This window comes from Paraburkholderia sp. FW306-02-B (genome assembly GCF_058782725.1).
The window spans coordinates 701,939-720,699 of record NZ_JBYSXZ010000001.1 but is presented as its reverse complement, the minus strand read 5'-3'; the positions used below and the strand labels follow the sequence as shown (position 1 = coordinate 720,699).

The following is an 18,761-nucleotide window of genomic DNA, read 5'->3' as shown; positions in this document are numbered from 1 at the left end:
CGGCTCAGCGATGAAGAGACGTGACCGCGCGACGGAGAACCGGCTCACGCAGCCGTGAAGCAGTTATCGACGTACAGATGCGCGCCGTTGACGAAACTGGCGTCGTCGCTGGCGAGAAACAGCGCCGCGCGCGCGACTTCTTCCGGCGCGCACAGCCTGCCTTGCTGCACTGACAAAGCCGCCTCGCTCGCATCGAAACCGTATTTCGCCAGCGCGCTGATTTCGCGGCGGCCATGCGGCGTGTCGATGAAACCGGGGCACACCGCATTGCAGCGAATCCCGCGATCGCGATACTCGACGGCAATCGCGCGGGCGAACATCGCGCATGCGCCTTTGGTCGTGCAGTACAGCACTTCGAGCGGCGTCGCCGCGACCGACGAGATCGACGCCGTGCAGACGATCGAACCGCCGCCCGCGGCGAGCATGTGCGGCAGCACTGCGCGCGTCATCATGAACATGCTTTTGACGTTGACGTTCATAAGCCAGTCGTAGTCTTCGTCGGTGGTCTCGACGAACGGCTTCACGACGATGCTGCCGGCGTGATTGAACAGCACGTCGATGCGCCCGAAGCGCGCGATGATGTTCGCCACCGCGGCATCCACGGCCACGCGCTTCGACACATCGGCCGCGAACAGCTCGGCGACGCCGCCTGCCGTGCGAATCCGCGTCACCACTTCCTCACCCGCATCGGTATTGATATCGACGACGGCGACCTGCGCGCCTTCCTGCGCGAACAGCAGCGACGCCGCGCCGCCCGCGCCCGTTGCGCCGCCTGACACGATCGCGATCTTGCCTGCCAGCCTGCCTGCCGGTCTGCTCATGCGTGACTCCTGTTCTGGTGCATTGCGTTGTGCACAAAGTAGGGGTGGCAAAAAGCGGCGACTATCCAAAATTGGCAAAAAGTAAAAATGCCGTAAAAATCCGGCTTGCTGACAAACACATTACAGCCGGGCTTGCGCGCGGTGGCGGCTCACGGTAACGGCTCGTCGCATAACGCCGGCGGCGGGTTTTTTTTCACATACACTGGACGGCACGAGGCTTTCGGGGAGCGCCACCACAGAATCGGGAGAAGCTATGCAGGCGGTCTATCAGACTCGCAGTGCCGTCGAGATTCGCTGTTGCCGGAACATCGACGAGCAGGCGATGTTGCTCGACGCGTGGAACCAGAGCTATTGCCAGATTTCTCGCGGCGCCTTCGACGGCTCGGTGAGTTCGTTTGCCGCGGGCGGCGTACGGGTGCTGGTCGAACGCCTGAACCGCACGGTTTATCAACGCGGCCAGGTCGCGCCGTCCAGGCTTGCTGTCGGCGTCCCGTTTCAACTCGAGGGACATGCGTTGCTGTGCGGGCAGACCAGTCACCGCGACGGCTTGCATGTGTTTTCCGGCGATGGCGGGTTTGAGTTTTTATCGCCTGACAAGCACGTCGTGGTGAATCTGGAGATCGAGCCTGGCGCGATTGGCGATCGGCTGGTGCGATCGCAGCTTGATGAGTTGACGCCGCTGCTGGGCACGAGGCCTGGCGTGCTGAATGTCGATCCTGCGCGGTTGCAGGGCTTTCGCGAGGTACTGAAGCAATTGCTCGACGCGGCGGCTGCCACGCCGACTTTGCTCGACGATGCGGGGGTGGTTGCTGCGTTTGAGAAATCAGTGATATTTGGTCTTGCTGATGCGTTACGGGGAATGCGGGGGGCGGATCCGCACGGGCATCTGGAGGCGCGTACCGCGAGGAATTGGCAGCTAGTGCGCAGTGTTCGCGAGTTGGTTGAAGGATCGCCTGATTGCCCACTGTCGGTGGCGGAGCTTTGTGCCCGGTTTCGCGCGAGCCGGCGCACATTGCAATATGCTTTTGAGGATACCCTTGGGGTGAATCCTTCGGCTTATATTCGAGCCGTTCGGCTCGATCATGTGCGGCGTGAATTGCGTGGGTCTTCTTCTGTTACTGAGGTCGCTACGCGGTGGGGGTTTTGGCATTTTGGGAATTTCTCCAATGAGTATCGGGGGCAGTTTGGGGAACTGCCCAGTGAGACTTGGCGGCGTAGCCGCGATCGAATTGTTTAGGGGTTTTTTGCGCGTAGCGGTTGATTGGGGTGTTTGCCTACGGCGTCGGGGTTTGCTTGAGCTTGGTTGCCTGCGCGGCGCTTTTTGTCTGTGTGCCTGCGGTGTTGGCCTTTCCTTGATTTGTTAGTGGTCTATTAGCTTCGCCCCTGTGCTGTTTGCCTTCGCGGCGCTTTATGTCTGTGCGCCTGCGGTGTTGGCCTTTCCTTGATTTCTTAGTGGTCTATTAGCTTCGCCCCTGTGCTGTTTGCCTTCGCGGCGCTTTATGTCTGTGTGCCTGCGGTGTTGGCCTTTCCTTGAATTGTTAGTGGTCTATTAGCTTCGCCCCTGTGCGGGGCAGGCACTTACTTTCTTTGCGGCGGCAAAGAAAGTAAGCAAAGAAAGCGGCTTCATACCGCTAACTTTGAAGCGGGTCCCCTGGCTTGGAGGAGGTAGTGGAGCATCTGGAATCAGTGTGCCCGCGCACTCCGCGCCGGTGACAAGGCCGTCATCCTTCCGGCGGCGCTGCGCGCGCCGTGGCGGTACTTCACAAAACCAGCGGACCCGTCGACCGTAGGGTGCTTCCTGGGTCTGCGATTGTTCAAGCGTAATGGCTTGCCTTTGCTGCGCTAGCGTAACTCGCGGCTGTGTTTCGCTCGGCACTTTCCCGTGCCTGCGGTGGCTCGCCCTCCGCCCCCATGCCTCGCTGCGGCGCTCGCGTTTTGTCCGGGGCGCTGGCGCGCCGTTGCATTGCCAATCCTCACTATCGTACCGGTTCTTCGCTTTGCGTGATGGCTCGCACTCGCACATTCGGGTGCTTCGCCGAGGCGAAGCCGATGGCCCCCACCAAGCCCAAACGAAGCCCCTGGTTTCCCTGGCAGACCGTTCCGGCGAGCACGTAGTGCGAGGTGGGAAGAATGATGCGGGAAGCGCGTACGCTCTATCGGCTTTGAGAAGTACCGCCACGGCGCGCGTAGCGCCGCCGGAAGAATGACTGCTTTGTCACCAGCGCGGAGTGTGCGAGAACACCGATTCCAGATGTTCCACTATCCCCTCCAAGCCAGGGGACCCGCTTAAGTGTTAGCGGTGTGAAGCCGCTTTCTTTGCTTACTTTCTTTGCGGCGGCAAAGAAAGTAAGTGCCTGCCCCGCACAGGGGCGACGCTAATAGACCACTAAGAATTCAAGGAAAGGCCAACACCGCAGGCGCACAGACATAAAGCGCCGCGCAGGCAACCAAGCTCAAGCAAACCCCAACGCCGTAGGCAAACACCCCCCAATCAGCCGCTACGCGCAAAAAAAACCCAAACATCAAAAACAAAACCAGCGCACACTACTCTACTGCTCCCTCGCGGAGCGAAAAAAGCCAAATTGGGAGTCCATCATGGCAAAAGGTCAACTCCGCAGCAACCGCGAAGCGAAAAAACCCAAACAGGAAAAGAAACCCAAACCAGCCACTTCGCCCTCAGGCGCGCCGCCGATCCGCGTAGCACCGAGCACGTCCGCGACGCAAAAGAAGCACTAGCAAAGCAAGCCCGCCCCGCAAGGCGGGCAGCAAATAGCTATTTAGAAATATCCTCCAACGCGACATCGCGCGTCTTAGGCCCAAGCGTAGCAATGGCCACCATCACGATGACCATCGCTCCCGAAATAAACACAAACACGCCGTTCACCCCGAAGCTGTTCAAACACGCCGCGATCACGAACGCTGAAAACATCGCCGAGATCCGGCTCCACGAATAAACAAACCCCACTGCCCGTGCCCGGATGCCGGTCGGAAAAAGCTCCGCCTGATAGGCGTGATAGCTGTACGAAATAATATTGCCCGCCAACACAAGGCACACGCCCAGGCTCACCAGCAACACCGTCTCGCGCGCCTGGCTGAACAGCAACCCGCACACCACGTTGACCGCCGCCATACAGACGATCACCGTCTTGCGCTCGAAGCGATCGGCAATCAGCAATCCAAGCAACGGCCCCAACGGCGCAGCAATCGCGATAACACTCGCATACATCAAACTCGTCGTGACAGTAATGCCCTGCCTGATCAATAGCGTCGGAATCCAGTTCGCGAAGCCGTAATAACCCATCGTCTGAAACACGTGGAAAATGATCAGCATCAGCGTGCGCTTCCGATATGGCGGCGCCAGCAGATCCCGAAACGCCGCACGCGCACGCACCGGTTCGGGCAACGCCGGCTCCGGCAATCGCCGGCCATATTCGCGTTCGACGCGCGCTTCGAGACGCGTCATCACCGCGTCCGCTTCGTCGATACGCCCTTTCTGCGCGAGCCAGCGCGGACTTTCCGGCAACCCCAAACGGATCCACCACACCACCACGGCGCCGATCACGCCGGTCAGCACAACCAGACGCCAGCCGTCGAGCCCGAAGTAGCGATGCGGCACCAGCAAATAGGACAGAAACGCGACGATCGGCACCGCGCAAAAACCGACCGCCTGCGAACATGCCGACGCACGGCCGCGCACATGCTTCGGCACGAGTTCGGAGATGTACGTGCCGATCGTGACGATCTCCACACCAATGCCGATCCCCGCGATGAAACGCCATAGATTCAGCCCAGGCGCAGTGTCCTGAAACGCCATGACGATATTGGCCGCGGTGTACCACAGTAGCGACCACGTAAAGATCGCCCGTCGGCCGAAACGGTCGGCGAGAAAGCCGCACGCCGCCGTGCCGATGAAAAGCCCCGCGAACAACGCGGCGATAAAACTGGCAACACCGCTGGTGCCGAACAGTCCGTGCGTCGTCGCGGTCAGAATGCCGCTGCGCACGAGGCCCGGCGCGATGTAGCCGGAGAACATCAGGTCGTACAGTTCGAAGAACAAGCCGAGGCTCAACAGCATCACCAGCTTCCAGATCGAACGCGTGGCAGGCAAGCGGTCGAGCCGCGCGGAAATGCGCGCGCCGTCCAGCGCGATCTTGTCGGCTTGCGCGCCAGGCGCGACGTCGGCACCCGCCCCTGCGCCGGACGGCAAACCGCCAAGCGTACCGGCCTGGCCCACCGCCGTTGCATACACCGCATGATTCGACGATTTCATCGTCTGTCTCCTTTGTCGATCGGCGTTGGCGCTTTAGCTGTCGACCAGAGTTCGCGTGTCGGCTGGAGTTAGCGCTTTAGCGCTTACTCCGGCCCCATAGCGCTTACTCCAGCTCCATAGCGCGTTACTCTGGTCCCATGCAAAGCACTTATGTCGATCCGGAGTTAGTGCTTCAGCACTTACTCCGGTCCCACTCAGAGCGCTCCGATCCCACGCAAAATGGTTGCTGAATTCCGGTCTGACGCCGGATGAGATTGATTGTTTATCCGCGACGCTTTGAACACCCGCCTGCTGCCTGCTCAAGCGGCTTCGCTCGGCGTCTGAGCCACACCGCCGCCGAGCGCCGCGATCTGCGCTTCGTCGTATCCCAGGCCGCGCAGCACTTCGGCGGTGTGCTCGCCGATCTTCGCGATCGGCTGGCGCGGCTGCAGGCGTTTGCCATCCATCGAAATCGGCAGCAGCGGCATCGCGGTTTCGCTGCCGTCGTCGAGCGTCAATCGGGCCAGGCCGCCGCTCTGGTTCAGATGCGGATCGTCGAACAGTTCTTCGGGTCTCGTGATCGAGGCGAACGGAATGTGATCGCGTTCGAACTGCGGCACGAGCGCGGCGCCTTCGAAGGTGCTCAAGGTTTCGCCGAGCGTCTTCAGCAGCCGGTCGCGCGCCAGCACGCGATCGTTGTTGGTCGCGAGAAGCGGGTCGGCCAGCAGATCGGCGCGGCCGAGAATCGCGCACAGCGCGCGCCACTGGCCATCGCCGGTCGCGGCGATGAACATCTGCTCGTCGTTGGCGAGCTTGAACACATCGTAGACGGCCCATGCGCTGATACGCTCGGGCATCGGCGCGGCAGGCACGCCGGTCGCGGCGAACTGCTGCATGTGTTGCGCGGACAGCAGCACGCAGTTTTCGAACAACGCACTCTGCACCTCCTTGCCGCATCCGCTCGTATGCCGTTCGTGCAACGCGGCCAGCACGCCGATCGCGCCGAACATGCCGCCCATGATGTCGTTGACCGAACTGCCGGCGCGCAGCGGGCGTCCCACCGGTCCGGTCATGTAGGCGAGGCCGGCCATCATCTGCACGACTTCGTCGAGAGCGAGACGGTGTTCGTATGGGCCGTTCAGAAAACCCTTGTGCGAGACATAGATCAGCTTGGGATTGCGTTCGCGCAGCGTCGCGTAATCGAGACCGAGGCTCGTCATGCGGCCCGGCTTGAAGTTTTCGACGAACACGTCAGCGGTATCGACGAGCTTATGCAACGCAGCCCGCCCCGCCTCCGTATCGAGGTCGAGCGCAACGCTCTTCTTGTTGCGATTGAAGGTGCGGAAAAAACCCGCGCCGGTGCCGAGCAAACGGCGCGTGCCGTCGCCGCGCGGCGGCTCGACCTTGATCACCTCGGCGCCGAGGTCGCCGAGAATCATCCCGCAGGTCGGCCCCATCACCATATGCGACAACTCGACGACGCGAATGCCCGCGAGCGGCAACGCGCCCGCGCTTTGCTGGGAAGAATTCATTTGCTACGCCTGTGATTCGGAAAAGTAAGCGGTGGCGGCGAACTGCCTGGGCAAACCGGCGCGCGCCAGGTAGCCGTACAGCGGTTCGCCGGGCAAGGCGTCGGCGAGCACCGCACGCGACGCGATCAGGCGCACGAGGTCGATGCCGGTGTCGTAGCCCATGCTGTCGAGCATGAACACGAGGTCTTCGGTATTGACGTTACCGGTGGCGCCGGGCGCATGCGGACAGCCGCCGAGGCCGGCCAGCGATGCGTCGAATTCGCGGATGCCGTGTTGCAGCGCGACCAGCGTGTTGGCGAGGCCAAGCCCGCGGGTGTCGTGGAAATGCAGCGAGCGCAGTTTGTTGCCGGCAACGCCGCGCACCAGCTCGATGATTTCGCCGACCTGGCGCGGCGTCGCTTCGCCGGTGGTGTCGCCAAGCGCGATCACATCGGCACCCGCCTGCAACGCGGCGCGTGCAATCGCGGCGATATCGGCATAAGGCACCGCGCCTTGCAACGTGCAGCCGAACACCGTCGATAAACCGGCGATCAACTCGACACGTTGCGGGCTCGGGTTCGCGTTTGAGTTTGAGGCTGTGTCGATCAGCTCGCGCATCGCAGCGAACGCGTCGATCATCTCCACAGGCGTCTTGCGCACATTGGCGAGGCTATGCGCGGTGCTCACCGAAATCGGTGCGACGATCCGATGCACGCCGCACTCGAGCGCGCGTTGTGCGCCCTTCAGGTTCGGCACCAGCACCGTCACGATCAGGTCGTCGTAAGTGAGGGCGTGGGCGATCACTTCGTCGGCGTCGGCCATTTGCGGCAACAGCTTCGGCGGCACGAACGACGCGACTTCCATATGCCGCACGCCGGCGGCATAGGCGGCGTCGATCCAGCGCCGTTTGAACTCGGTGGGCATCGCGCGCGAGATGCTTTGCAGGCCGTCGCGCATACCGACTTCGGTCACGACGACGCGTTCATGGGTGTCACTCATGGTCCTGGATTCCGGTCTTGAAACCGCGGCTAAAGCCGCTCTGGAGCTGAAAATAAAGAGGCTGAGCGACAGCGTGCCCGCGCAGGGCCGCGCGGCAAAGTCTGCGTTGACGACGCACTCCATCGCCATTCGCGATGACGGGCGAGGCAAGCGGGACGGGCGTGCGCCGTCGCAAAGGGGAAACCCTTAAGGGCTTTTCAGAGGGGCCTTGGCAGGACAATCGCGGCTGGAATTCAGGCGCTGTTCAGCAAATGATCGAGCAGATGCGTCGCCGCCAAGGTCAGCGCATGGCGCTCGCGCATGCAGATCACAAAGCGTCGCTGCGCCCACGCTTCGCGCAGCGGCACGGCCACAATGCCGTATTCGTCGGCGGCGTGTCCCGGCAACGCTTCGCGCGGCAGGATCGCGACGGCGAGGCCCGCCTGGATGAAACGATAGGCGGCGTCGAAGGTCGACACATGGGTTCGATAGTTCAGCTCGCTGCCTTTTTCCACGGCAATGCGCTGCATCAGCGCGTTCACCGACGCGTTCGATGCGAGCCCGAGATGATCGAATGCCAGCGTCTGCTCGAAGCCGATGTCGGTCTCAGCCGCGAGCACATGATCGCGCGGCACGATCAGCGCGAGGTGGTCGCAGCGATACGGCAACACGTCGAGACTGCCCATCGGCACCACATCGCGGCAGATGCCGAGATCGGCGACACCTTCTTCCAGACCGCGTACGATCTCCGCGCTGACGCGCTCTTCGACATCCACGCGAATCTGCGGATTGGCCTTCAGAAACACCGATAACGCTTCGGGCAAGAACTCGACCATCGACGACACGTTCGCCAGCACCCGGACATGGCCGCGCGCACCGGCGGCATATTCGCTGAGTTCGGCTTGCAGCCGTTCGTGGCCGCGCATGATCAGACGCGCGTGCTTGAGCAGCGCCTCACCGGCGGCAGTCGCGCGCACGCCGCGCTGACTGCGCGAGAGCAACGCGACATCGACGAGCGCTTCGAGATCGGCAAGCCGCTTGCTAACCGCGGACGGCGCGATGAACTCGCGTTCGGCCGCGCGGGCAATCGTGCCTTCCTCGCATACCGCGATGAACAGGCGCAACGTCACCTGATCGATTTGCCACATGAGCGAACGCGCCTCGGGTGTTTTGAAGTGGAAAAATTATGCCCGAGGAAGACCGCGGCCGAGCCGATGCCAGGGTATTCACGCCCCACGCCACACGCCCGGCGCACGCGGAGTTACGCAGGTTTTCCGCGCGCCGTCTTGCTGGAGATTATCGGTCTGGCTATGCTGACGCACGCGTCTGGCGTGCGCAACCAAGGCAAACAAGCGGCGCCGCACGGGATACGATCAGGCAGAACAATCAACCGGGAATCTCCATGTCCACCACTAGCCTCTTCTTCATCGCCGCGGGCGTCGGCCTCGCAATCGCCGCACCGGTCGGCCCGATGGGCATGCTGTGCATCCGCCGCACGTTGACCGGCGGTCCGCGCGCGGGACTGGCGATCGGTTTCGGCATCGCCAGCGGCGATGCGTTCTACGGTCTGATCGCGGCGCTCGGGCTCGTCGGCATTTCGCAGTTCATGCTCGCCTACGACCGGCCCTTGCATCTCGTGGCGGGCCTCTTTCTGCTTTACCTCGGCGTGCGTACACTGCTGCAAAAGCCCCCCGCCGACGCGCCGAACGGTGACGGCAAGCTCGCGCAGATCGGCCGCGCCGGCGCGCTGCGCGCGTACGCGAGTTCGCTGCTGCTCACGCTCACCAATCCGCAGACCGTCATCATGTTCGCCGCGTTGTTCACGACGCTGGCGCCGCGCGGCGCGTTTTCATCGAGCATCGCGTTGACGACGGTCAGCGGGGTGTTTTGCGGCTCGATCGCGTGGTGGTGTTTTCTCGTGACCGTGGTGTCGCTCGCGCGTCACGCGATCGGCAGCAAGCTGCGGCTCGCGATCGACCGGCTTGTCGGGATCACGCTGGCGGCGTTCGGTATCGTCGAAGTTCGCCGCGCGCTTTGAGCGGCAGAGGTCGGCCAGAGATCACAGGTCGTTGCGAAAGGCGCGCTTGCCGACTCCCCAGCAAGGCCCGCCGAGGCCGTGCCTGCTGACGGTTTTGTACGCAAGCGCGGCAGTTTTGCGACAATAGCGCCTTTTGCCGCGCCGACCACGCGCCTGTCCATCGACCATCGAAGGCACGCGCGTGCCGGCATTGCCGCTCAACCGACCCAACCCACCCGACCGTCAGCGGTCTGCTCAATGGCCTTTCCCCACATCGATCTGCTGTATTCCGTATCCGGCCTGTTCGTCGGCTTTCTGGTCGGACTGACGGGCGTCGGCGGCGGCTCGCTGATGACGCCGATCCTGGTCCTGCTGTTCAATGTGCATCCGGCCACCGCCGTCGGCACCGATCTGCTGTACGCCGCTGCGACCAAGGCGACCGGCACGCTAGTGCACGGCCTGAAAGGCTCCGTCGACTGGCAGATCACACTGCGTCTGGCCGCCGGCAGCGTTCCGGCGGCGACCATTACGCTGGTGCTGTTGCATCGTTTCGGCATGGACACGCCGGGCGCAAGCCGGCTGATCCAGATCGTGCTCGGCGTAGCGCTGCTGGTGACGGCGGTGGCGCTGGTGTTCCGGCCGCAACTCGCGGCGCTCGGTGCGCGCCATCTGCCGGTGCCGAAGCAAGGCCGTACGCTCGCGCTGACCATGGTGACCGGCGCGGTGCTCGGCGTGCTGGTGTCGCTGACTTCGGTGGGAGCGGGCGCCATCGGCGTGACGGTGCTGTTGCTGCTGTACCCGCTGCTGCCGACCACGCGCATCGTCGGTTCCGACATCGCGCATGCGGTGCCGCTCACGCTGCTGGCAGGCGCCGGGCACTGGCTATTGGGTTCGGTCGACTGGTCGATGTTGTTGTCGCTGCTGGTCGGATCGCTGCCGGGCATCGCCATCGGCAGTTATCTGTCGTCGCGCGCGCCCGATGCGCTGCTGCGCAACCTGCTCGCCGCCACCCTGACGCTGGTCGGCGTGCGCCTTGTGCTGGCCTGAACGCCAGACCGACGCGCCAGCGTGCCGGCTATTTGAAAAAGCGGCAGGTCAGATCGGTCTCGAACTGCCGCACCCATTGACCGTGATGGTCGCGATAGGACTGCGCCCAGCCGCCGCGCCGCACCGTGACGAGGCGCTCGTGCGCGGCGTCGTGCGGATCCGCGCAGGCGCTGATGTCAAAATGCGCAGGCGCGAAGCCGTGCCGCGCGCACACCAGCTCGAAAGCCGCCCGATCGCTGATCGGTAGATCGGTATAGCGCAAAAGCGTGGTTTCCATGGCGTTGACTCCGGTTCACCACTCGTCACAGTACGCCTCACGACGCGTCAATTGTGTGTCATAGCGCACGCAGGACGGTTCGTTGCGGTGCCGTCTTCCGGCTCGAACTGCCCCGATCCATCATCACCGTTTCAAAAATCGCCGCTGCGAAAAATAAAACGAAAAAAACGGGCCCCGGCGATTCGCCGGAGCCCGTTTGCTGGCATGCATCAAGATGGCGCAAAGCGGCAACGGAGTGCGCGCTTCGTGGAGCGTGGCGCGCATGGCGCCTTGCGGCGCGTCATGCACTTATTGCGCTTATTGCCCCTCGTGCCGCCGGCTTATTGCTGCTCAACGCTCAGCTTGTTCGACACCGACGTCACACCCGCGACGCCCTTGGCGACTTCGCCCGCCTTGTCGATCTGGCCCTGGTCAGGCACCGAACCCGTCAGCGTCACCGCACCGCCGCGAGCGCGCACCGAGATGTTCGCCACGTCGATGCCTTGTGCCTTGGCGAGCGCGCCGCGCACTTTGCGGCCGAGCTGGCTATTGGCCTTCTTGGTGGTCGCGGCCGGGGCGGCCGGGGCGGCCATGGCGCCGCTTGCCGCCGTATCGCTTGCCTGAGCGTACACATTGCACGCCACCACCATCGCCACAACCGAGCCCAGCGTTTTCAGAAAACCGACCGATTTCATAATTTCTCCTTTTGCTTCACATTGGACCGCCTCTACCAAGCGGCTTCGTTACGACTACCGGCGGCCGGGCCCGGGCGCGACAACGCGTGGCTGAGCGACGGCCGACTATGGTTGCAACACGGTGCGCGAGAGGCGAGAGAAGCCAGCCGCCGTTAGCCGCACGCGATGACAGGCATGCATGCGGCATGAAGGCCGGCAAGCCGCGAAGTCCGCCAACGCGCCCGGTTCTGCTATGTCGTGCCGGGTCGCGCTGCGCAAACGTCTAATCGCGGCAGCGATGCACAATTTAATCTAGCCGAGCCAGAAGCGCAAAGGGTTTAGTCATGCTCGGGGCGCGTGCCGCGTGCCGTCGACGGGTGGTTCGTGCCGGTGTTGACGCATCCGTCATACTTTGAGTGTGGGTCGTTCGCGCTACCGTCATGCTTCGTTCACGCGCCTGTTCACATGCTTTCCGCGCGCTTTTTCACGCGCTTTTTCACGTTTTGTTACGGGTTTGTCGGCGCTCACCCTCGCCGTGCGCGCCGCCGCCGCGCGAATCTCAGGTACCATCGCCGCGAATGCGAGCTGCCGCGCGGCGCCCCGGCATCAAGCCAGGCATGGCGCGAGCGCCTCGACTTGCGCTACGCTAAAGTGCCGCCGCAACCCTGTTCACCTTCGACCGTAGCCGTCACGTCATCCGATGAAGCCTGCCACCGGCCGCAAACGCCCTCCCCGCCTCGTCGCCCGTTTCGTCGCAATCTCGTGGCGCGATCTGGCGGTCTCGTTCGGTCCGATCCTGCTGGTCGCCATCGCGGCGATCTGGGTCGCCGTGCGTCTGATCCAGCCCGCCCCGCCCAATACGCTGACGATCAGCGCCGGCCCCGAAGGCAGCACGTTCTGGACCGCCGCGCAAAAGTACAAGGCCATTCTGGCGCGCAACCGCATCACGTTGAACGTGTTGCCGTCGGAAGGCTCGTTGCAGAATCTCAAGCGCCTGTCGGACCCGAAGTCGGACGTCGACGTCGGCTTCGTGCAGGACGGCGTCGCGCCCGGCCCGGTGAGCGACGCTCTGATGTCGCTCGGCAGCGTGGCGTACGTGCCGCTGGCGATTTTCTATCACGGTCCGACCGTCACGCGGCTGTCCGAATTCAAGGGTTCGCGTATCGCGGTCGGCGCCGAAGGCAGCGGCACGCGGGAATTGGCGCTCGCGCTGCTCAAGGCGAACGGCATCGAGCCTGGCGGCGCCACCAGACTGCTGCCGCTCTCCGGTGACGACGCCGCGCAGGCGCTCATCTCCGGTAAAGTCGACGCGGCCTTTCTGGCTGGCGATTCCGCGCAACCGGCGGTAATGGGCAAGCTGTATCGCACGCCGAACGTGCAGTTCTACGACTTCACCCAGGCCGATGCGTACACACGCCGTTTTCCGTATCTGACGCAACTCGAGATGCCGATGGGCGCGTTCGACCTCGGCAAGAATCTGCCGTCCGCGCCGATTCACATGGTGGCGCCGACCGCCGAACTGGTGGCGCGCGACTCGTTGCATCCCGCGCTCTCCGATCTGCTGATCGAAGCCGCCCGCGAAGTGCACGGCAAAGCGAACATCATGCAGCGGGCCGGCGAATTCCCCGCGCCGCTCGCGCACGATTTCCCAATCAGCGACGACGCCGCGCGCTACTACAAGTCGGGCAAGAGCTTCCTCTACCGGATCCTGCCGTTCTGGCTCGCGAGTCTCGCCGACCGGCTGCTGGTGGTCGTGGTGCCGCTGATCGTGCTGCTGATTCCGGCGCTGCGCGTGGTGCCGTCGCTGTATGCGTGGCGGGTGAAATCGCGCATCTATCGCTGGTACGGCGCGCTGATCGCGATCGAACGCAGCGCGCTCAGCGAGTATTCGGCCACCGAACGCGCGTCGCTGATCGAGCGGCTCGACGCGATCGAGGAGTCGGTCAACGGCCTGAAGATGCCGCTCGCCTACGCGGACCAGTTCTATGTGCTGCGCGAACATATCGGCTTCGTGCGCCGGCGGCTTACGCATAGCCGCGAGGCCCAGCGCGAAGCGTCGGACGAACCGGACGAACCGGACGATAGGCCGGAACCGCCCGAGACGAACGAAGCGACCGAAGCACCCGGCGCATCCGAGGCGGGCAAGTCTTCAGACGACCGCCCGGCATCGCCCGCGCCCAGCCCGGTCTGACGGTCACCGCAACGGCTGCGACCGGTCCCAAACCAGGCGCCAACCCATATTGACCGCTGCAAGCAGCGGCCGCACCGCGTAAGATCATTACAAATCCGACGGTTTAGCAGACGCACACCGTTCGGCCCAGGCAATCCGGGAGACATTCATGACCGTTGGCATCGACGCCAGGCAACCGCTGTGGTTTTACGATTTTGTCTCGCCGTTCACCTACCTGTTGCTCGAGCAACACGACAAATGGCCGGGCAACGACTTCGCGTTCACGCCGGTCGTGCTGAACGACCTGTATCGCCACTGGGGTCAACTACCGGCTTACAACGTGCCCACCAAGCGGGTGTTCATGTACCGGCACGCGTTGTTTCGCGCGGAGCAGCTCGGCATTCCGTTCAAGATGCCGCCGGCTCATCCGTTCGACTCGATGAAGCCGCTGTTGCTCGCCACCGCGGTGAACGGCGACATCAGCTTCGTGCGCGAGATCTTCCGTTTCATCTGGCGTGAAGGCCGCGATCCGTCGAGCGACGCAGCGTTCGCCGAACTGTGTGAACGCGTCGGCCAGCCGGACGGGCCCGAGTTGATCGAAAGCAAAGAGGTCAAGGCGAAATTGCAGCGCAATACGGCGAATGCGATCAGCTTGGGCGTCTACGGCGTGCCGACCTTTTACCTGAACAAACAATTGTTCTGGGGCGAAGACGCACTGCCGATGGTGCTGTATTGCGCACGCACGCCGAACTGGCTCGATTCGGAAGAAGTGAAGCGCATCAGTTCGCTGCCTTTAGGTGTCGCGAACACCACCGTAGGCGAAGTGTAATATTCAGACGGGTTCGGTGCGCTGAGCACGTAATGAAATGCGCCATGGCCGCCGCCCATGCCTTGCTGATGCCGGCCATACCGTGCCCGCTATGGCCGCAGCACTGCAATCGGGCCTAAGGTTATGACCTTTGTGCGTTGCTGCGCGAGCCGTCTTGCGGGCGGTTTCGCGCGACGCTTCATTCGAGCCCGATCCGCTTGCACCGCCTCGCCTAAACCATGGACGACACCGCCGCCTCCCTCGATATCTGGCTCGTGCGCGTGCTGCGCACGCTGCTGGTCGAGCGCAGCGTCACACAGACCGCGCTGCGGCTGAATCAGACCCAACCCGCCATCAGCACCGCGCTGCGCAAACTGCGCGAGACGCTGAACGATCCGATCCTCGTACGCGGCAAATCGGGCATGGTGCCGACCGAATACGGCGAATCGCTGCTGGCGTCCGCGCAACGCGTGCTGCGCGAAGTCGATTTCGTCGCGACGCCACATGGCGACTTCGACCCCGGCCGCTCGCGCCGCACCTTTCGGGTGGCCGCACCCGACTATCTGAACGACTTCTTCATGCCGACCGTGATCGCGCAGTTTCGCGAGGCGGCCCCGCATGCGCGTCTGGAAATCGATTCGCTGAGCCCGATGCTCGATCACTCGGCCGCGCTCGATGCGGGCGAACTCGATCTGGTGATCGGCAACTGGCCGAAACCCGATCCGCGCTTCGGCAAGACCGACCTGTTCTCCGACACAGTGGTGTGCCTGATGCGCGCCGATCATCCGTTGACGCGCGCGCCGTTGACACGTGAAGCGTATCTGGCCGCACCGCATCTCGCGCCGACGCCCTATAGCGGCGCGCGCGGCGGCGCAATCGACATCGGTTTCGCGAGGGCGCGCGCCAAACGGCGCATCGTCGCCACGCTGCCCTACTTCGGCCTCGTGCCGCAAACGCTGCTGCAATCGGATCTGATCTTCACCACCACGCGCCGCTTCGCGACCCACTACGCGAACATCCTGCCGCTTGCGGTCGTCGAGGTGCCGATTCCGTTTCCGCGCATCAAGTGCTATCAGTTGTGGCATCCACAGCCGGATCGGCCAAGCGACGTCGGCTGGCTGCGGACCTTGATGTCGCAAGTGTCGGACGGATTGGTGGCGCAGAAGGCGCGGCGCGTGAAACGGCCGCAGGAAAAGAAAACGTCAGGGGAACCGTCAGCCGCAGCGGGCTGACGGTTTTTATTTGACCGCTTATTTGACCACTCAGACGCTCGCGCAGAGCTTGTGCGTCGTCTGTGCCGCGGCCTGCCGCGCGCGAATCCGCAGCAACTCCGCACACACCGCCACCGCAATGGCCGGCGGCGCCTTATCGGCGATGCCCGTCACGCCGATCGGGCAAGTCATCTCGACCAGCCGATCCGGACCCACGCCGCGATCCAATAAGCGCCGCTCGAATTTCACGCGCTTGGTCTTCGAGCCGATCATGCCGAAGTAGGTGAAATCGCGCCGCCGCATGATGCGCGCGGCGAGCGAGAAGTCGAGCGCGTGATTGTGCGTCATCACGAGGAAGTACGCGCCGGGCGGCGCCGTGTCGACGATTACGTCGGGCGTGTCGGTCGCCTCGACCTGCACGTTGGCCGGCGTTTCGTCGGGGAACAGCTCATCGCGTTCGTCGACCCACTGGACGACGCACGGCAAGCGCCCGAGCAGCGCGACGAGCGCATGGCCGACGTGGCCCGCGCCGAACAGCACGATGTGCATCGGCGCCGGAGGCGGCGCTTGCACGGCGCTACGCCGGCCGATCTGAACGGAAGAGAAGTCGTTCATGGCGATCATTCCAGTGAGTATTTTATCGCTGCCGGCTACGCTCGTGCCGCCGCGGTTGCTGCCCGCACCGCGCCGACTGCCTTGAGGATTTCCTCGCTCGTCGCGGGCGCGTTCAGCGGCGCATTGACCTTGTGGCCACCCACGGCCGACACTGCGTCGCGAATCGCAAAGAACACCGAGAACGGCAGCAGCAACGGCGGCTCGCCAGTCGCCTTCGAACTATGGATGCTGTCCTCGGCATTGCGGTTCCTGAACAGCCGCACATTAAAGACCGGCGGCGTATCGTTGACGGTCGGAATCTTGTAGGTGGACGGCGCGTGCGTCATCAGCTTGCCGCCGGCGTTCCACCATAGTTCTTCGGTCGTGAGCCAGCCCATGCCCTGAATGAACGCGCCTTCCACCTGGCCGACGTCGAGCGCCGGATTGAGCGACGCGCCCACGTCGTGCAACGCATCCGCGCGCAGCACGCGCATTTCGCCGGTCAACGTGTCGATCACGACTTCCGACACGGCCGCGCCGTACGAGTAGTAATAGAACGGCCGGCCTTGCAGCTTCGATTGATCCCAGTAGAGCTTCGGCGTCGCGTAGAAGCCGTCCGACCAGAGCTGGATGCGCGCGATGTAGGCCTTCGCGATCACTTCCTCGAACGGCACCACGACATCGCCGACCAGCACGCGGTCGTGCGCGAAGCGCACATCCGCGGCGCTCACCTGCCCTGCGCCGAAGCGCTCGGCCGCAAATGCCGACAGACGTTCGCGCAACTGGCGCGCGGCATCCTGTGCGGCTTTGCCGTTCAGATCGGAACCGGTCGATGCAGCGGTGGCCGAGGTATTGGCGATCTTGCTGGTGTCGGTGGCCGTGACGCGAATGCGGTTGAAGCCGACACCCAGTTCATGCGCGACGACCTGCGCGACCTTCGTGTTCAGGCCCTGGCCCATTTCGGTGCCGCCGTGGTTCACCAGCACCGAGCCGTCGGTGTAGATGTGCACCAGCGCGCCGGCCTGGTTGAAGTGCGTCACGTTGAACGCGATACCGAACTTGACCGGCGTGAGTGCCAGGCCTTTCTTCAGCACTTCGTTGTTCGCATTGAACGCGTTGATCGCCGCGCGCCGCGCACGGTATTCGCTGGTCGCCTCGAGTTCATCGATCAGCTCGTGAATCACATTGTCTTCGACCACCTGACCGTACGGCGTCTGGTTGCGCTCGGTCTTGCCGTACAGATTGCGGCGGCGCACGTCGAGCGCATCTTCGCCGATCGAGCGCGCGACGTTGTCCATGATGTATTCGATCGCGAACGCGCCTTGCGGGCCTCCGAAGCCGCGGAACGCGGTATTCGACTGCGTATTGGTCTTGCCGCAGAAGCCGTCGATCGTCACGTCGGACAACCAGTACGCGTTGTCGAAGTGACACAGCGCGCGCGTCATCACCGGACCGGACAGATCGGCGGAGAAACCGCAGCGCGAGGTCATGTCGACGCTCACGCCGTCGATGACGCCCTTGTCGTCGTAGCCGACTTCATACGTGTAGTGGAAATCGTGGCGTTTGCCGGTGACCATCATATCGTCGTCGCGGTCCGGACGCAGCTTGACCGGGCACAGCAGCTTCCACGCGGCGAGCGCCGCGCAGCAGGCGAACAGACCCGATTGCGATTCCTTGCCGCCGAAGCCGCCGCCCATCCGCCGGCATTCGATCAGCACGTTGTGCGACGCCACGCCCAAAGCGTGCGCGACCATGTGCTGCATTTCGGTCGGATGCTGCGTCGAACAGTAGATGTGCATGCCGTCGTCGTCTTTCGGCACCGCGTACGAAATCTGGCCTTCCAGATAGAACTGCTCCTGGCCGCCGAGCAGCATTTCGCCGGCTTCGCGATGCGCCGCGCGGGCGATCTTCGTGCCGGCTTCGCCGCGTGCGAGTTTCATCGGCGGCAAGACATGTTGATTCGCGGCGCGGGCCTGCTGCGCGGTCAGAATCGCCGGCAGCTCTTCGTAGACGACTTCAGCACGGCGCGCAGCCAGACGCGCCGCTTCATGCGACGTAGCGACCACGATGAAGATCGGCTGGCCGACGTATTGCACGACACCGTCGGCGAGAATCGGATCGTCGCCATGGATGATCGGGCCGACGTCGTTGACGCCGGGGAAATCGTCCGCGGTAAAGATCGCGACCACGCCGTGCGTCGCGCGCACCTTGTCGAGCGACATCGAGACGATTTTAGCGTGCGCTTTCGGCGACAGCCCGAGCGCGGCGTGCAGCGTGCCGGCAAGCGTCGGAATGTCGTCGGTGTAGGTCGCGCGGCCGCTCACGTGCAGATGCGCGGACTCGTGCGGACGCGAGATGTGGACCTGAGTAAAGTCTTCCTGTTCCTGAAGGTCTTTCAGGAACGGTTCGGCGTGCTGATTCATTG

The 18,761-nt window shown here is 63.6% G+C and carries 15 protein-coding genes; 6 read left to right on the top strand and 9 right to left on the bottom strand.

The window, feature by feature from the left end:
* Nucleotides 1–44 precede the first annotated feature (44 nt).
* Nucleotides 45–821: an SDR family NAD(P)-dependent oxidoreductase gene (locus AC3WOG_RS03190; RefSeq protein WP_492576634.1), complete on the bottom strand. Its 777-nt coding sequence runs from the start codon at nt 819–821 to the stop codon at nt 45–47.
* Between the two features lie 253 nt (nt 822–1,074).
* On the opposite strand from AC3WOG_RS03190, the gene AC3WOG_RS03185 reads away from it, so the two are divergent.
* Nucleotides 1,075–2,058, top strand: a complete 984-nt coding sequence (locus tag AC3WOG_RS03185; RefSeq protein ID WP_492576633.1) for a helix-turn-helix domain-containing protein — start codon at nt 1,075–1,077, stop codon at nt 2,056–2,058.
* Between the two features lie 1,536 nt (nt 2,059–3,594).
* Here the strand turns inward: AC3WOG_RS03185 and AC3WOG_RS03180 are convergent.
* From AC3WOG_RS03180 to AC3WOG_RS03165, 4 genes are all read right to left on the bottom strand, one after another.
* Nucleotides 3,595–5,091: an MFS transporter gene (locus AC3WOG_RS03180; protein ID WP_492576632.1), complete on the bottom strand. Its 1,497-nt coding sequence runs from the start codon at nt 5,089–5,091 to the stop codon at nt 3,595–3,597.
* 299 nt (nt 5,092–5,390) lie between these two features.
* Nucleotides 5,391–6,602 (bottom strand): CaiB/BaiF CoA transferase family protein, encoded by a 1,212-nt coding sequence (locus AC3WOG_RS03175; RefSeq protein ID WP_492576631.1) that lies wholly within the window; start codon nt 6,600–6,602, stop codon nt 5,391–5,393.
* Nucleotides 6,603–6,605: 3 nt separating this feature from the next.
* Nucleotides 6,606–7,580, bottom strand: coding sequence for a hydroxymethylglutaryl-CoA lyase (locus tag AC3WOG_RS03170; protein WP_492576630.1), 975 nt, complete (start codon nt 7,578–7,580; stop codon nt 6,606–6,608).
* Nucleotides 7,581–7,813: 233 nt separating this feature from the next.
* The gene (locus AC3WOG_RS03165) at nt 7,814–8,707 is read right to left on the bottom strand and encodes a LysR family transcriptional regulator (RefSeq protein WP_492576629.1); all 894 of its coding nucleotides are present in this window, start codon (nt 8,705–8,707) and stop codon (nt 7,814–7,816) included.
* A 254-nt stretch (nt 8,708–8,961) separates the two neighbouring features.
* Here AC3WOG_RS03165 and AC3WOG_RS03160 point away from each other — a divergent pair, with 254 nt between their 5' ends.
* Nucleotides 8,962–9,597: a LysE family translocator gene (locus tag AC3WOG_RS03160; RefSeq protein WP_492576628.1), complete on the top strand. Its 636-nt coding sequence runs from the start codon at nt 8,962–8,964 to the stop codon at nt 9,595–9,597.
* Nucleotides 9,598–9,834: 237 nt separating this feature from the next.
* Nucleotides 9,835–10,623 (top strand): sulfite exporter TauE/SafE family protein, encoded by a 789-nt coding sequence (locus AC3WOG_RS03155; RefSeq protein ID WP_492576627.1) that lies wholly within the window; start codon nt 9,835–9,837, stop codon nt 10,621–10,623.
* A gap of 28 nt (nt 10,624–10,651) precedes the next feature.
* Here the strand turns inward: AC3WOG_RS03155 and AC3WOG_RS03150 are convergent, their stop codons facing one another.
* Together AC3WOG_RS03150 and AC3WOG_RS03145 are read right to left on the bottom strand one after the other, a co-directional pair.
* Nucleotides 10,652–10,900: a hypothetical protein gene (locus AC3WOG_RS03150; RefSeq protein WP_492576626.1), complete on the bottom strand. Its 249-nt coding sequence runs from the start codon at nt 10,898–10,900 to the stop codon at nt 10,652–10,654.
* A gap of 320 nt (nt 10,901–11,220) precedes the next feature.
* Entirely contained in the window at nt 11,221–11,574 is a 354-nt protein-coding gene (locus AC3WOG_RS03145; protein ID WP_492576625.1) for a BON domain-containing protein, read from the bottom strand.
* Between the two features lie 679 nt (nt 11,575–12,253).
* Between AC3WOG_RS03145 and AC3WOG_RS03140 the strand changes: the two genes are divergently transcribed.
* The 3 genes from AC3WOG_RS03140 (at nt 12,254) to AC3WOG_RS03130 (ending at nt 15,763) form a co-directional block, all read left to right on the top strand.
* Nucleotides 12,254–13,744 (top strand): TAXI family TRAP transporter solute-binding subunit, encoded by a 1,491-nt coding sequence (locus tag AC3WOG_RS03140; RefSeq protein ID WP_492576624.1) that lies wholly within the window; start codon nt 12,254–12,256, stop codon nt 13,742–13,744.
* A 148-nt stretch (nt 13,745–13,892) separates the two neighbouring features.
* On the top strand, nt 13,893–14,552 hold the full coding sequence (locus tag AC3WOG_RS03135; protein WP_492576623.1) for a 2-hydroxychromene-2-carboxylate isomerase: 660 nt from the start codon (nt 13,893–13,895) through the stop codon (nt 14,550–14,552).
* Nucleotides 14,553–14,770: 218 nt separating this feature from the next.
* On the top strand, nt 14,771–15,763 hold the full coding sequence (locus tag AC3WOG_RS03130) for a LysR substrate-binding domain-containing protein (RefSeq protein ID WP_492576621.1): 993 nt from the start codon (nt 14,771–14,773) through the stop codon (nt 15,761–15,763).
* A gap of 30 nt (nt 15,764–15,793) precedes the next feature.
* Here AC3WOG_RS03130 and xdhC read toward each other — a convergent pair whose 3' ends face one another.
* Nucleotides 15,794–16,357 carry a xanthine dehydrogenase accessory protein XdhC gene (xdhC, locus tag AC3WOG_RS03125; RefSeq protein WP_492576619.1) on the bottom strand — a complete coding sequence of 188 codons (564 nt, stop codon included), beginning with the start codon at nt 16,355–16,357 and terminating at the stop codon, nt 15,794–15,796.
* A gap of 35 nt (nt 16,358–16,392) precedes the next feature.
* Complete coding sequence (xdhB, locus tag AC3WOG_RS03120) at nt 16,393–18,759, bottom strand: xanthine dehydrogenase molybdopterin binding subunit (protein ID WP_492576617.1); 2,367 nt, start codon at nt 18,757–18,759, stop codon at nt 16,393–16,395.
* Nucleotides 18,760–18,761: the final 2 nt, after the last annotated feature.

Bases quoted from the DNA above. Each gene is read 5' to 3' on its own strand.
- AC3WOG_RS03140 (WP_492576624.1), top strand. From the start codon at position 12,254: ATGAAGCCTGCCACCGGCCGCAAACGCCCTCCCCGCCTCGTCGCCCGT.
- AC3WOG_RS03145 (WP_492576625.1), bottom strand. From the start codon at position 11,574: ATGAAATCGGTCGGTTTTCTGAAAACGCTGGGCTCGGTTGTGGCGATG.
- AC3WOG_RS03150 (WP_492576626.1), bottom strand. From the start codon at position 10,900: ATGGAAACCACGCTTTTGCGCTATACCGATCTACCGATCAGCGATCGG.
- AC3WOG_RS03170 (WP_492576630.1), bottom strand. From the start codon at position 7,580: ATGAGTGACACCCATGAACGCGTCGTCGTGACCGAAGTCGGTATGCGC.
- AC3WOG_RS03180 (WP_492576632.1), bottom strand. From the start codon at position 5,091: ATGAAATCGTCGAATCATGCGGTGTATGCAACGGCGGTGGGCCAGGCC.
- xdhB (WP_492576617.1), bottom strand. From the start codon at position 18,759: ATGAATCAGCACGCCGAACCGTTCCTGAAAGACCTTCAGGAACAGGAA.
- AC3WOG_RS03135 (WP_492576623.1), top strand. From the start codon at position 13,893: ATGACCGTTGGCATCGACGCCAGGCAACCGCTGTGGTTTTACGATTTT.
- AC3WOG_RS03130 (WP_492576621.1), top strand. From the start codon at position 14,771: ATGGACGACACCGCCGCCTCCCTCGATATCTGGCTCGTGCGCGTGCTG.
- AC3WOG_RS03160 (WP_492576628.1), top strand. From the start codon at position 8,962: ATGTCCACCACTAGCCTCTTCTTCATCGCCGCGGGCGTCGGCCTCGCA.
- AC3WOG_RS03175 (WP_492576631.1), bottom strand. From the start codon at position 6,602: ATGAATTCTTCCCAGCAAAGCGCGGGCGCGTTGCCGCTCGCGGGCATT.
- AC3WOG_RS03190 (WP_492576634.1), bottom strand. From the start codon at position 821: ATGAGCAGACCGGCAGGCAGGCTGGCAGGCAAGATCGCGATCGTGTCA.
- xdhC (WP_492576619.1), bottom strand. From the start codon at position 16,357: ATGAACGACTTCTCTTCCGTTCAGATCGGCCGGCGTAGCGCCGTGCAA.
- AC3WOG_RS03155 (WP_492576627.1), top strand. From the start codon at position 9,835: ATGGCCTTTCCCCACATCGATCTGCTGTATTCCGTATCCGGCCTGTTC.
- AC3WOG_RS03165 (WP_492576629.1), bottom strand. From the start codon at position 8,707: ATGTGGCAAATCGATCAGGTGACGTTGCGCCTGTTCATCGCGGTATGC.
- AC3WOG_RS03185 (WP_492576633.1), top strand. From the start codon at position 1,075: ATGCAGGCGGTCTATCAGACTCGCAGTGCCGTCGAGATTCGCTGTTGC.